Origin of the sequence: Algoriphagus sp. (assembly GCF_030694375.1) — a bacterium.
Classification (GTDB): Bacteria; Bacteroidota; Bacteroidia; order Cytophagales; family Cyclobacteriaceae; genus Algoriphagus.
On the sequence record NZ_JAUXYL010000034.1, the window covers coordinates 1 to 14,771 of the forward strand.

Below are 14,771 nucleotides of genomic sequence, written 5' to 3' on the forward strand. Positions count from 1 at the left end.
ATCCACAGGCCACAAAGGGCTGGGAGGGATGGACATTTTTGAGGCGAATTATACGCCCACAGCGATCAGCGGAGTCCGAAACATGGGCACGCCGGTAAACTCGCTGGGAGATGATTTTGCCTACAGAGAAGGAAAAGACAGAACGGTTTACCTTTCCTCCAACCGGAAAGGCGGGCAGGGACTGGATGATATTTACATGGCCAAGGAGATGTACAAGCAGTTTTTGGCCAGGGTGTTGGACTGCAACGGGACAATCATCACCGAGAGCTACCTGGCAACCTTCCGGGACAAGACCCAGGGGGTGATAGTTGCCACAGCCCGGAACGGCAAAGGTGAGCTGAGTGCCCAGGTGGAGCCGGAGAGTGACTTTGGCATTACGATCTCCAAGCCGGGGTACTTCCCGCTGACCGACGAGAGCATTACGACCAAAGGCTTTGCGGGAGACACGCTGAAAAGAGAATACAAGCTGGTACCGATTCCTTACCAGTTGCCGGTGCACGTGGACATTGTGTACTACGACCTGGACAAGTTTGCGATCCGCAGAGACGCGATGCCGGCATTGGACAAACTTGCCGAGCTGATGAAGAAGTACAGCTTCCTGGACCTGTTGGTGGCTTCGCATACCGACTCCCGAGCGAGTGACGAATACAACATCACGCTGTCCAACAACCGGGCAAAGGCGGTGACCGAATACCTGGGAGGGAAAGGCATCAATTCGGACCGGGTAAGGTTGGAGTGGTTTGGGGAAAGCCAGCTGGTCAACGACTGCGGGAACGGCAAGCCATGTAAGGAGGAGAACCATCAGCTGAACCGAAGATCGGAGTTGGTGCTGGAAGCGTTCCCTGATCCGACCAAGCAGTATGACATTCCCCAGGAATTGAAGGACATGGACTTCTGCGAGCCGGAGGACATCTTCGAGAAGATCCAGGAAGAGATCAACGACATCCCGACGATCTACTTTGACTTTGACAAGTCCATGCTCAGATCAGTACACAAGACCGAACTCGAGCGCACGGCGATCATGCTGAAGCGGATGCCAAACCTGATGCTGTACATCGAGGGGCATACCGATCAGCGTGGCGACGGACCATACAATCAGAAGCTGTCCGAGCGCAGAGCACAGACGGTGAAGGACTACCTGAAGAACAGAGGAGTGGAAGACAACAGGCTGGAGTCCCAGTGGTATGGCAAGACCAAGCCGATCCATGACTGCGATCAGGTGACCTGCACCCCGGCGATGCACCAGCTGAACCGCCGCACAGAACTCAGAGTAGGCAAGTCATCCTACGGCTACACCGGCAGACAGAAAAAAGTCGATACGATGTAATTAGTGATTGATAAGTTTAATCTTAAGGCCTCCAGATTTCTGGGGGTTTTTTTGTTTGATAAAGCCCCAAATCATTATTATTTTGATAAACTTCAATAAAAATGAAATATAATCTACTGTTCCTATTGACGCTGCTATGCAGCATTTGCTTAGCCCAAGAAAACTTTGATCCGATGAAATCCGGCTATTTTCTAGTATGGCAGGATGAGTTTAACGAAACAGGAAAAGTAGATTCATCAAAATGGAGTTTTGAAAAGGGTTTTGTAAGAAATCAGGAGTTACAGTGGTATCAGGAAGAAAATGTAACCATGAATGACGGAAAACTTGTCATCACGGGGAAAAGAGAAATGATACCAAACCCCGGATTTGAATCTGGAGACGCAGATTGGAAAAAATCACGAAAACAAGCCGAATACACAGCTTCAAGTATCAACACTCGAGGTAAGTTTCATTTTCAATACGGCGTGGTGGAAGTTCGGGCAAAAATCGACACCGCATTGGGCATGTGGCCGGCTATCTGGACTTTGGGGATTAAAAACGCCTGGCCAGCCAACGGTGAAATAGACATCATGGAGTATTATCGAGTCAATCATGTTGCAACGATCCTCGCTAATGCAGCTTGGGCGCAGGAAGGCCAGTATCGTGCAAGATGGGATGAGGTCAAAATTCCTTTTTCGGAGTTCCTCAAAATGGATTCCGATTGGCCTTCAAAATTTCATACCTGGAGAATGGAGTGGACAGAGCAAACTATCAAATTGTACCTGGATAGTAAACTGTTGAATGAAATTGATCTCGCCGAAACTATCAATCCGGATGGCTTTAATCCATTTCACCAACCGCATTACCTTCTCCTAAATTTAGCCATTGGAGGTAATGGAGGAGATCCAAGCGGAAGCATTTTTCCTTCAGAATTTTTGGTGGATTATGTGCGGGTATATCAAAAAATAAGTCCCTGAGGCTTTAGGTAAATAAGGCGATTAGGCTTAGGTCAATCAAATGTTTTTGAACTGTCCGCAATCAGCGAATTCAATTCCGCCAATTCCTTTACGCTGAGATCCCTCCACTTTCCAACCGGAATATCCAGGTGTATATTCATGATCCGGATGCGCTTGAGTTGTTTTACGGTATAACCCAAGAATTCGCACATCCTGCGAATCTGCCGATTTAATCCTTGGGTAAGAATAATCCGGAATTTAAACTTGCTGATCAATTCTACTTTACATGGATCGGTGACTGTCCCAAGAATAGGAATTCCTGAAGACATTTTTCGTACAAAATTCCCGTCGATTGGCCGATCTACCGTTACGATGTATTCCTTTTCGTGATTGTTTTTGGAGCGGAGAATTTTATTGACTATATCACCTTCACTGGTGAGAAGGATCAAACCTTCGCTGTCTTTGTCCAACCTGCCAATCGGGAAGATCCTCTCCGAATGCCCGATAAAATCAATGATATTGTTTCTTTCACCTTTGACATCCGTAGTGGATACGATGCCGACGGGTTTGTTGAAAACAATGTAGACATGCTTCGTTTTCGGTTTTCCTACCAATTCTCCATCGACCCGTACTTCATCTTGCGGTAAAACTTTGGTTCCCAGTTCCGGTAATTTTCCGTTGATGGTAATTCTGTTTTGCTCCAAAAGTTGATCTGCTGCTCTTCTGGAACAGAATCCTACCTCACTGAGGTATTTATTGATTCGGATTGATTCTTCTTGGGCCATAAAAACAAAAGTGGATTGGATCGAAATTTAGCGATCAAATCCACCATTGGGATATTTTAAATAGAATAAACTGAAAATTTCTATTGTTCTCCTGTTTGTGTTTGATTTGGTATTTCAGCTACCAGTTTTTCTTCCCTTTTTGTACTGATTTCTGCCAAAAGCCTGAGCGAATCATCTCTCTTGGCATTGAATGCTGCTCTGTTTGCTTGCAGGACAGGTTCAGAAGGCGGGATTTTTTCTTTCAGCCAGTCTTCCTGTTTGCCGTTTTTCCAAAATCTGAAACACAAATGAGGACCTGTAGCCAACCCCGTACTACCCACGTAGCCAATTACTTGACCTTGCTTGATCCGAGTTCCGGGTTTTACGCCTTTCCCGATTTTGGACATGTGAAGGTATTGCGTAGTGTAGGTACCATTGTGTTTGATCTTTACATAATTTCCGTTTGCGGAAGTGTAACGGGCTTCAACGACTGTTCCGTCTCCTACAGAGCGAATTTCGGTACCAGTTAGAGCTGCATAATCAGTCCCAAGGTGAGGCTTGTATCTTTTCTGAACTGGATGAAAACGCTTCAAATTGTATTTTGAACTGATCCTTGTGAATTTGAGCGGATCTCTGAGGAAAGCTTTTTTGAAACTGTTTCCGTTTTGGTCAAAAAATGAGACTTGTCCGTTTTGCTCGAATGGAATGGCATGGTATGGCTGTCCCATATGTTCAAAATATGCCAGTTGGACTCCCGAAACACCCACAACCATATCTTCAATGACTTTTTCTTCAAACACGACCTTAAATAAATCACCTTTTTGCAAGCGCTGAAAGTCCACAGACCAGCCGTACAAATCAGCAAATTGATCAATGATCTCCGGAGAAATTCCCTGCTTGACCATGTCAACATAAAGCGAAGTTTCGATTACACCCCCGATTTCCCTTTTCTTAATGACTGCAGGTTTTTCAGCTTTGTAGATTTCTATCGAATCCAGATCAAAAACCACATACTCAGCAGGATTAGGTTCGTAAATAAAAAATTGAGCTTGGGGAGAGTCTGCAGACTGGAGAATCGTAAACTTTTTGTTGGCGGAGATCCAACGGACATCAAAAACACCTTTGGATTTTTTGGCGATTTCGTCAATGATCTGGTAAGGGACATTGAAAGGAGTCAGGATGGATCCTAAGGTTTGATTTTTACTGACTGTACCTTCTATTATATTAAGTCCAGTGACATTGATACCATAGAGAAAAACTTCTTTTTCTTTATCAATCCCGGTACTGTCTGTAGTTTCAGTGTCTTCGGTCGAGTTGGCACTGGTATTTTTGCCAATTTGGAAAATAGCACCGGCTCCAAGCATGAGAAAAAGAGCGGTAGCACCAATCCATTTAGTATTCATTAATCGCTGATTTATTAGGGGTGATAGTTAAAGAGTTTCTAATCAAGTCAATAAAGCGGGTTTTTCCAAACCAATAGCTTTAGAATGCTGGCAATTGGCCAATTTCCGTGCCGCATTGTTGCAAAAAGTAAAAGAAATCCTGAAAAAGCTGATTTATAACTTTTTAAAATTTTATCGAAAAAAACTGACTTTTTCCAATCAAAATCTCCTCTTTGTTGCGAATCTTCGAAAGAGAGATGCTGATCTCTGAATCAATTATTTATCTTTGGCTTCCCAAAAATCAAGGAATAAAAATGTTGAGAACTCACACGTGTGGCGAATTGCGCCTTGACCATGTAAATCAGGAAGTGACTCTTGCGGGCTGGGTTCAGCGTGTCCGCAACAAAGGAGGATTGATCTGGGTGGATCTTCGAGATCGATATGGTCTTACTCAGTTGATTTTCGAAGAAGGATCCTCAGACAAAGGTTTACTTGAGAAGGCCGCACAGTTGGGTAGGGAGTTTGTCGTTTCGGCAAGCGGGAAAGTGATCGAAAGAACTGCCAAAAACGATAAAATCCCAACGGGATCGATCGAAATCAAGGTCAGCCAACTGGAAGTGCTCAATGCCGCGAAAGTTCCTCCTTTTATAATAGAAGATGAAACTGACGGAGGTGACGAGCTAAGGATGAAATATCGGTACCTTGATCTTAGAAGAAATATCATTCGGGAAAAACTTCAACTGCGTCATAAGATGATGCAGGAAACCCGAAAATATATGGATGGTCAAGATTTCATAGAAGTTGAAACACCTGTTTTGATCAAGTCTACTCCGGAAGGAGCCCGTGATTTTGTCGTGCCAAGCCGTGTGAATCCAGGTGAGTTCTATGCTTTGCCACAATCTCCGCAGACTTTCAAGCAATTACTGATGGTAAGTGGTTTCGACCGCTATTTCCAGATTGTCAAGTGTTTCCGTGATGAAGATCTACGTGCTGATCGTCAACCTGAGTTTACTCAAATAGACTGCGAGATGGCCTTCGTAACTCAGGAGGACATTCTGAATACCTTTGAAGGCCTCATCAAACACCTTTTTTCATCCGTGAAAGGAATCGATTTGGGCTATGTGGAGCATATGACCTTCGCCGATGCGATGAAAGGCTACGGCAATGACAAACCGGATCTTCGCTTTGACATGAAGTTTGTCGAGTTGAATGATGTGGCAAAAGGCAAAGGCTTTGCGATTTTTGACAATGCTGAACTGGTTGTTGGGATCTGCGCCAAAGGCGCATCGGAATACACACGAAAGCAAATCGACGAACTGACAGAATGGGTAAAACGTCCACAGATCGGAGCCAAAGGGATGATCTACCTCAGGTATAATCTGGACGGCACGCTCAAATCAAGCGTGGATAAATTCTATACCTCGGAGGATCTCAAGACTTGGGCAGATGCCTTTGCAGCCGAACCCGGGGATTTGATGTTGATCTTGAGTGGAGATGCCAAAACGGTTCGAAAGCAGCTTTCTGAGCTGCGTTTGAAAATGGGAGAAGATCTTGGGCTGCGTAATCGAAATGTCTTCAAGCCACTTTGGGTGGTAGATTTTCCGCTTTTGGAGTGGGATGAGGAGACAAAGCGATTTCATGCGATGCACCATCCATTTACCTCTCCAAAACGAGAAGATATTCCCTTGTTGGAAACTGATCCGGGCGCAGTTCGTGCCAATGCTTATGACCTTGTCATAAATGGAGTGGAAGTAGGAGGTGGATCTATCCGTATTCACGACCGTCCGACTCAGCAATTGATGTTTAAGCACTTGGGATTTTCTGACGAAGAAGCTCAAAAGCAATTTGGATTCCTGATGGAAGCCTTTGAATATGGCGCTCCTCCACATGGGGGAATTGCCTTTGGCTTTGACAGGCTTTGCGCGATCTTCGGAGGATCGGATTCCATACGGGATTACATCGCTTTCCCAAAGAACAACTCAGGAAGAGATGTGATGATCGACTCACCGAGTACCATTGCAGATGATCAGCTGGAAGAGCTTTCGATTCGAGTGAGTTTGAAGAAGTAATTCTTGACCACAGTCGACAGTCCATAGTCCATAGCACCGTGAATTAGGATGAAAATCCTTCAAATCACAGTTGAATGGAAAAATTAAAAATAGAGGCTTCGGCCTCTATTTTTATTTAGGATCAATAATGAATGATCGGATTCCCATCACGATTAACAGTTGGGCAACCACATAAGTGCCCATGATTATAATCCCTGAATCAGGAAAATCAAAGAAAAACCTGCTGATTGCAATGGCCCCGTCAGAAATGAAGAAAAAAACTGCTCCGATAAATACCTGCCAAAATGAGGCTGAATTACACTTTTTGAATCGCTCCCGGGCAGTAGCAACCATGCTTACGATCACAATGATGTAGATGATTACGGGAATTTTCATGCCTCCCAGATTCGGATTTATCAGATAAAAGGTGAACGCAGCAGCAAGGTAAATTGGAAGATTAAAGAAAAATATCTTGATAAAATTCACCTGATCCAATCGATTTGATCCGCTTTGGGCAAGTTTGAATCCAATGATATAGCAAACCTGCGCCATTAGGAAAGCCCCCAAACCATAGATGAACAGATGCGGCCAGAGCAATAGGATATCCCCTATCCAAGAAAAAATCAAGGCTGAAAGGATTGATTTTGTCAAAAATGTAGATGCAATAGGTCTTGTGATTTGAAAAAAATAAATAATTAACCCTAAAAGGATCAAGGGTTTTGAAAAAAATCTCAAACCTAAATTACCCTCTAAGAGGAATGCTATATCGACCAAGGAGGCCAACAAAAACAAATAAAGCCAAATGATGTTTCTATCTCTCAAGGGAATATTCTTCTGAGTTTTTGGTTAAATATAAATTAAAAGATTGTATTAAGGGGTAATTAGGCCTTACTGTTCTGAAATAGTGAAATCAGCCATTCTCAAAGATGGGCTAAAATTCATACAGTTTTTCAAGAAATTTTGTCCGGTTGAAAGTTATTAGATTAAAATTCAATCTTTTTTCCGAAAAAAAACATGAAAAATGTTTCCCATACCATGTTAAGGTTCTGTTAATTATTGTGAAATTTGAGCGTCAAAAATTAACCTTAACTACTCTTACTTACCTAGGAGGAGAATTACCTTTGCAACAAGTAAAAATCAAAACCAGCTTTTACCAAAACAAAAATTTATGAGGCAAAATTTACTGAAAAACTTGCTGACAGTGATGTTTCTAGTGCTTAGCACTGGATTAGCACTTTCACAGGGTGTGACCACCTCCGGTATCTCCGGTGTAGTGTCAGAAAAAAATGGTCAGCCGCTTCCGGGAGCGAACGTAGTTGCTACTCACCTTCCATCCGGTACGCGCTATGGTGCGGTGTCTAACATAGACGGGAAGTATAACATTCCGGGTATGCGTGTAGGTGGTCCTTACAGAATTTCGGTTTCCTTTATCGGATTTTCCACTCAAGAGGTGGATGGGATTATCCTATCTCTGGGCGTATTTGCCAACGTTAACGTCTCCCTTCAGGAAGACGGACAGCAACTTTCCGAGGTCGTGGTGACTTCAAGCAAAAACAACCTGTTTTCAAACGAAAGAACGGGAGCAAATACCTCGATTGATAATCAGGCGCTTACAAGACTTCCTACTATCTCCAGAAACATCAATGACTTCACAAGATTGACACCCCAGTCAAATGGGCAGTCTTTTGCTGGTCAGGATTCAAGACTGAACAACATCACTGTCGATGGTTCTTACTTCAACAACTCGTTTGGTTTGGGAAGCGGAAGTAACCCGGGCGGCAGAACAGGCGTATCTCCGATTTCACTCGATGCTATTGAGCAAATATCAGTTAACGTGGCTCCCTATGACGTAAGACAGGGAAACTTTACCGGTGCCGGCGTGAACACAGTTACCAAATCAGGTACTAACGAGTATTCCGGTTCAGCGTATTATTTCTTCAGAAATAACAATAATGTAGGAACTGAAGCAGGTGAAAACACCTTCAATCCGGGCGACTTTACCTACAAACAAATCGGATTCCGCGTCGGTGGACCGATCATCAAGGACAAATTGTTCTTTTTCGCTTCATTCGAAGATGAAAAGGAGGCTAGACCGGGAACTACTTGGAGGGCAAGAGTAGGAAATGAGCCTATTGAAGGTAATGTGACAAGGGTTTTGGCTTCCGACCTAGATCAACTTAGCGGTTTCCTGAGAGACAAATTTAACTATGAAACCGGTCCTTACGAAGGTTACGATAACGAGACTCTGGGAACCAAATTTTTGGTGAAGCTGGATTATAACATCAATGATAAGAATAAGCTTAGCCTGAGATATAACCATCTGAATTCTTCTACCGATGTTCTGATGTCCAACTCTTCTTCTCTTGGTTTTGGAAACAGAAACGGCAGACCGGAAGCATTGAACTTCCAAAATTCAAACTATAGCATTTTGGAAAACATCCGATCTGTAGTGGCGGAATTGAACTCGAGGTTAAGAACCAATATGACCAACAGCTTGATAGTAGGTTATACTTATCAGGACGAAAGTCGTGGATCCAGAGGTACTTTTTTCCCGATGGTAGATATTCTTCAAGAAGACAGAACTTACACTTCCTTCGGGTTTGAGCCATTCACGCCAAACAACGAATTGAGATACAAGACTTTCCAGATTCAGGATAACCTCCAAATATTTGCCGGAAAGCATACTTTCACTTTAGGCTTTAGCTATGAGCGATATGAATCCGAAAACGTGTTCTTCCCGGGTTCACAGTCTGTTTATGTCTACAATTCCCTGGATGATTTCTATAAAGACGCAAACAACTTCTTAGCAAATGGAAATGCAACTCCAAGTGGAGTGGATTTAAGAAGATTCCAGGTAAGATATAACAATATTCCGGGTTCAGAAAAGCCAGTTCAGCCTTTAAAAGTTGACTATGTTGGTTTCTATGCGCAAGATGAAATTCAGCTTCGAAACAATTTGAAAACCACCTTCGGGCTTAGAATCGATGTTCCTTTCTTTGAGCAAACTGCACTTAGAAATGAAGACGTGGAAAAACTACTATTTAGAAACCCCGCAAGTACATTTGTAAATTTCAGAACGGATCAACTTCCCGAAGCAAATATTCTTTGGTCACCCAGAGTAGGTTTCAACTGGGATGTATTCAACAATCAGAAGACCCAAGTTAGAGGGGGAACAGGTATTTTCACAGGAAGACCGGCTTATGTTTGGATTTCCAACCAAGTAGGTAATAATGGTATTTTAACTGGTTTTGAGCAAAGAGATTCTAGGGCAGCTACATCTACCTCCCCAGCTGTACCACTTACAAGCAGACCATTTAATCCAGATCCTAATGCCTATAAGCCTACGGAAGTAACAGGTAGCCCTGCTGCTTCTTATGAATTGGCATTGACTGAGCCAAATTTCAAATTCCCTCAGGTTTGGAGATCCAATATAGGTATTGATCAGCAATTACCGGGCGGAATCGTTGCAACAGGTGAATTCATTTACAGTTCAGATGTAAATGGCATTGCCTACTACAACGGTAACTTGCCAGTACACCAATCGCAGTTTGTTGGAAAGGATAACAGACCGAGATGGACCAGAAATAGGATTTACCAGACTACACCGAACATTCCAAATGCGATAATCTTGTCCAATCAGGCAATCGGCAATTCTTGGGTAGCCTCCTTTTCTCTGGAAAAGCCATTTGGAAACGGCCTGTATGTGAAAGGTGCTTACAGCTACGGTGAATCCAGAAATACGGTTGATCCGGGATCAATTGCATCTGGAACATGGTTTAACAATCCGATTTCCAGAGATCCAAATAATCCAGGTCTTGGAATATCCTCCAATAATCTTGGTCATCGAGTTTTTGGAGTGATCAGCTATAACAAAGACATCTTCAAGTTTGGAAACACCTCAGTTTCCTTATTCTGGGAATCAATAACTATTGGAAATGGGAGTTATAGGTTTACAGGAGATGCGAACGGTGATGGAGGATTTAACAATGACCTGATCTACATCCATGCCAACAAAGAGGAAATGAACTTCCAGCAATATACTGCCACTGTGGGTGGACAGCCGGTGACATTTACTGCGCAGCAGCAGGCCGATGCATGGGAAGCGTATATTCTTCAGGATAAGTACCTCAGTGCCAACAGAGGTAAATATGCTGAAAGAGGTGCTGTAATCATGCCGATGGTCAGCCGTGCTGACTTCTCTTTCGCACAGCAATTGTTTACCAATATCAACGGTAAGAAAAACACCTTGGAATTCCGTGTAGATATCCTGAACGTGGGTAACTTACTAAATCCAGATTGGGGATTGGGAAAAACATTTAACGCTATCCAACCTTTGACAAATCCAAGTGTAGATTCCAATGGAGCCTTAAGATATCGTTTAGCCCAATTAGGGGGAAATTTGATTTCTGAAACATATCGTCCTACAGCAGGCGTATCAGACGTATGGAGAATGCAGTTTGGATTGAGATATATCTTCAATTAATAGATTATTGAATTAAATTTTTAAAATTTTAAAGTTTTAAAAATGGAAAAATACTCTTGATTGGGTATTTTTCCATCTTTTACAATTTTATGAAAAGATTATATCGATTTTAACTTTTGGCAAAGGAGGCAAATGTTTATGAAACAAAATTAAGGTATAAATATGAAATTTGCTGAATAAATAAAGTATGAATTATTTTGTTTTTATTTTTCGTGAATTTTCTTTTAAATACTTTAAGAATATAAAAAGGCGGTAAATATTGTTCGGAACATTAAGCTAGTTTTTTTAATTATAAACCTATAAATTAGTTATACTTATTTGTTTAACTATTTTGCTCACTAATAGCTTAATTGACTGTTCCAAAGATTAGCATAATGGTATTTATGATTCAGTTATTTTATGAATTATATTTTGATGGTTTTTCAATTTATAGAGAAAACTTCTAGATTTTATTGCAATTTCTTTTGTAAAAAAAGTAATTTTAATATTTAAACTACTAATATTTATAAAATTATGAAAATTCACAAACTAATTTTGTTTCTTTGGGTTTTTTGTATTTCTGGCTGTGTAGAAACTTTAGAAACAGATTCGCAACAGGTTAATTTGAAAGAGGAATTTAAAGGTGAAAACAAATTTAAATTAGAACTCGTTGATACAGACACTACTTACGCTACTAGAATTATGCCACCAGGGGATCCAAATTTAAATCCTAATTGGCAATGGTATTCCAGTCAAGGTCAATCAATCTATTATAAAAATTCAACAAGTATTGTTCAGGTACCAGGTTCCCCAACCACGCCGTTTTTTACTAATGGTCATATACTTGCTGATGCAATTAGTAATGATAAAAAGGATATGTGGCCTGAAGATGGCTGGATGTTGGTTATTAGAGATTTTGGTACCTCTTTAGATGCCGTAAGGTATCCATTTTTTATTTTGTATAATAAATATACTGGAATTCTTAGAGTATGTATTTTTAATGCTCCTCAAGATAATTATACTGATTATTTAGTTAAATTAAGTTACACCAATTCTTCGGACAGAAAGGCTATCTTCACTAGTGATTCGGATTTTAAGAGTTATTTAAATAATTTTGAAACGAATATTTCTAAATCTGTAATGTCTAAAGTTTCAGTAAATCAAGGCTGGGTTCATGCAGATTTTCATATGTTTGGTTATGATGCTTCAATCTCTTCGGGCACAGAATTGAAAATTGAACTAATTGGAAGTAATTTCTCAAACTTGACTATGAGTTCAACGGCATTTTCATTGGAAGGGAAAATAGGCTCAACCTCTCCAACTAACAATGGACTATCATTGTTGGAGGCCGTAAACTATACTGATGGTGTTTATAAAAGTGTCAATGGAATTTTTGATGCCATAAACAAAGTTAAACAAGGGAAAAATGCATCAACTCAAAATAATTTAACAAATCTTCAAAATTCACTTACTTTACCTACTTGGACTAGTTTTATTGGTCCTGCACTTTCACTAGTGAAAACAATCTTAGGGGGAAAAAACTCAGTTGCAACTTCACCTACACCGATTAGATTTACTGGTAATTTAGCATTTTCTGGATCTATTTCTTCTCAAGTTTTATTGCAGCAGTTTACCTTTTCTTTAAGGCAAGAAAACTCTAAACCTGAAGTTTATAAACCTGTTCAAAATATTCCTTGGGGAGTTTTCAATTTAAATTCTCTTCCTGTTTTTGTTAATTCTTCTTATTCTGATTGTTATTACGATCCTTCAAACTCAATTGACGAATGCATTGAGGAAGGATATTGGGAAATAGTTTTTAACAGGGACGTTAATTATATTATTAATCCTTCTTTAGGCTTGATAAATCCTAAGGTAGAATATTTTATTCCAGGTTTTCACTCTGATGGACAATTTGTAAGTTCTGCAACTAATTATATAAATAATTATTACAAAACAAATACTAATCCTCAAGGGGACTTTTATGGCCCTCCACCTCCAAGATCAAACAAACTAGGCATTAAAGTAACGTATGGTCTACCTTCCAGAAAGAATTATGATACAGAGTTAGTTTTTATAAAAGAGTATGAATATAGGCTTTCAAGTGATTTATAATTTTGTTTGATTTTGAGTAGTATTCGTTAAAGTTTAAGTAATTTAATGATTTTTAGTTAGGTTTTTGTAGAATTTTTATTCTATAAAAATTTAATTTAATTGCTAAAAGGCTAGTCAAAATGGACTAGCCTTTTTTGGTGTGCTGTGCATGGCAATCAACTAGGTGGTGAAAGTCCACTGTGGGGGTTTGTAATCGTCAACCACTATCCAATAGCAAGGGTGTCCACTGTGAGGTGGAATCTGGAGGAACCTGGCGGAAGAACTCTGCCCTGAGGAACACGATCCTCATCAGGCATAAACGATGGGATGAGACTGCGAAACAAGTCAAAGTGCAAAGATTACACGGACATCGGAGTGTAAATGAGGCTGGGACATGGAGTGAAGGTGGATTGTCTTACCACGGGAGGCCTCATGGTCGTGTGGAGATGTATATTGAATGGAGTAAAGCTAGTCATGAGGAGTCAGCCGAGGGCAAAGTACCGGATCACGAGTTGGTATGGGAAGGCCCGAACCTTGCAGTATGGCAGTAAATGAATTTTACTGAAAGGAAAAGAATTAGATGCTCGGGAACGAGGCTCCTTATCAAAAGAATATGACTGAATCCAAAGGATGGATAAGAGTGATTCGGATAGAGGATGACTGAAAGAAACGCCAAACACGCCTTTCGGGGTTTAAAAGCAAGGAACCGCCGTATACCGAATGGTACGTACGGTGGTGTGGGATGTCGAAACGGGAATTAATCCCGTTTCTCCTACCCGATCCTTTATCCCGATCACTTTTAAAATTTATCCGGCAATTCAGTATTCCTAATTCCAAAAGGATATTTTTCTAGTATCCCTAATTTTTTCCATTAGCAGTAAAGATTTGCCTTCAGTGTCTTTTATTTAACAGTGGCTGAAATATGCCGTATTTTTGTTCATAGGTAAACTTTTGTCCTTTTTATCAGTCTAAGCTGTTATGTTGTATTACAAGGAATTTTTACATCCGCAGAGTAGCGAATGGGTGGTCTTCATCCATGGTGCAGGAGGTTCCTCTGCCGTTTGGTATAAGCAGCTGAAAGATTTCAAAAAAGACTTTAACCTTTTGCTGATCGATCTGAGAGGGCATGGCAAGTCCGCCGATCTTCCTCAGGACATTTGGAATAAGCATTACACGTTTGAAGCGGTCACAGAGGACATTATCGAAGTCCTGGATCATCTCAAAACCCCTCCGGCTCATTTGATGGGGGTCTCTTTAGGAACTATCCTTGCCCGTCAACTTGCCGAATTACAACCTCATCGGGTCAGGTCACTCATTTTGGCAGGAGCAATCACCCGCCTCAATGTACAAAGCCGGGTACTTGTGTTTCTTGGAAATACATTCAAGCGAGTGATCCCTTACATGTGGCTGTATCGCTTGTTTGCCTTCATCATCATGCCTCGAAGACAACATGAAGAGTCACGCAATCTCTTTGTGGGAGAGGCTCAAAAGCTTTGTCAAAAGGAATTTATCCGTTGGTTTAAACTGACTCGCGACATCAATCCCCTGTTAAAATACTTTAAGGAAAAGGACTTGGGGATTCCAACGCTCTATGTAATGGGTGACCAGGATGTGATGTTTTTGGAGCCGGTCAAAAATCTTGTCAAAGAACATAAAAATTCCATTCTAACCATTCTTGAAAAGTGCGGGCATGTAGTCAATGTGGAGCAGCCCGACCGATTCAATCAACTTTCAATGGCGTTCATCAAAAACCAACAGTAAT

The 14,771-nt window shown here is 41.2% G+C and carries 10 protein-coding genes; 7 read left to right on the forward strand and 3 right to left on the reverse strand.

The window, feature by feature from the left end; all coding sequences use genetic code 11:
- Both Q8M62_RS11285 and Q8M62_RS11290 read left to right on the forward strand, forming a co-directional pair.
- Nucleotides 1-1,327, forward strand: a 1,327-nt coding sequence (locus Q8M62_RS11285; RefSeq protein WP_304902141.1) for an OmpA family protein, incomplete at its 5' end; no start/stop codon positions are given.
- A gap of 101 nt (nt 1,328-1,428) precedes the next feature.
- Entirely contained in the window at nt 1,429-2,283 is an 855-nt protein-coding gene (locus Q8M62_RS11290; RefSeq protein WP_304902140.1) for a glycoside hydrolase family 16 protein, read from the forward strand.
- A 32-nt stretch (nt 2,284-2,315) separates the two neighbouring features.
- On the opposite strand, the gene rluF is transcribed toward Q8M62_RS11290, so the two are convergent.
- Both rluF and Q8M62_RS11300 read right to left on the reverse strand, forming a co-directional pair.
- Nucleotides 2,316-3,047, reverse strand: coding sequence for a 23S rRNA pseudouridine(2604) synthase RluF (gene rluF, locus Q8M62_RS11295; protein WP_304902139.1), 732 nt, complete (start codon nt 3,045-3,047; stop codon nt 2,316-2,318).
- Nucleotides 3,048-3,127: 80 nt separating this feature from the next.
- On the reverse strand, nt 3,128-4,429 hold the full coding sequence (locus tag Q8M62_RS11300) for a peptidoglycan DD-metalloendopeptidase family protein (RefSeq protein WP_304902138.1): 1,302 nt from the start codon (nt 4,427-4,429) through the stop codon (nt 3,128-3,130).
- Between the two features lie 293 nt (nt 4,430-4,722).
- On the opposite strand from Q8M62_RS11300, the gene aspS reads away from it, so the two are divergent.
- Nucleotides 4,723-6,477 carry an aspartate--tRNA ligase gene (aspS, locus tag Q8M62_RS11305; protein ID WP_304902137.1) on the forward strand — a complete coding sequence of 585 codons (1,755 nt, stop codon included), beginning with the start codon at nt 4,723-4,725 and terminating at the stop codon, nt 6,475-6,477.
- Between the two features lie 111 nt (nt 6,478-6,588).
- On the opposite strand, the gene Q8M62_RS11310 is transcribed toward aspS, so the two are convergent.
- Nucleotides 6,589-7,278, reverse strand: coding sequence for a lysoplasmalogenase (locus tag Q8M62_RS11310; RefSeq protein ID WP_304902136.1), 690 nt, complete (start codon nt 7,276-7,278; stop codon nt 6,589-6,591).
- Nucleotides 7,279-7,624: 346 nt separating this feature from the next.
- Here Q8M62_RS11310 and Q8M62_RS11315 point away from each other — a divergent pair, with 346 nt between their 5' ends.
- From Q8M62_RS11315 to Q8M62_RS11330, 4 genes are all read left to right on the forward strand, one after another.
- Nucleotides 7,625-10,939 carry a carboxypeptidase regulatory-like domain-containing protein gene (locus Q8M62_RS11315; protein WP_305668143.1) on the forward strand — a complete coding sequence of 1,105 codons (3,315 nt, stop codon included), beginning with the start codon at nt 7,625-7,627 and terminating at the stop codon, nt 10,937-10,939.
- Nucleotides 10,940-11,452: 513 nt separating this feature from the next.
- Complete coding sequence (locus tag Q8M62_RS11320; RefSeq protein WP_304902134.1) at nt 11,453-13,030, forward strand: hypothetical protein; 1,578 nt, start codon at nt 11,453-11,455, stop codon at nt 13,028-13,030.
- Nucleotides 13,031-13,359: 329 nt separating this feature from the next.
- Nucleotides 13,360-13,560 (forward strand): hypothetical protein, encoded by a 201-nt coding sequence (locus tag Q8M62_RS11325; protein WP_304902133.1) that lies wholly within the window; start codon nt 13,360-13,362, stop codon nt 13,558-13,560.
- 427 nt (nt 13,561-13,987) lie between these two features.
- A complete protein-coding gene (locus Q8M62_RS11330) occupies nt 13,988-14,770 on the forward strand; it encodes an alpha/beta fold hydrolase (RefSeq protein ID WP_304902132.1) in 783 nt (260 codons plus the stop codon).
- Nucleotide 14,771: the final 1 nt, after the last annotated feature.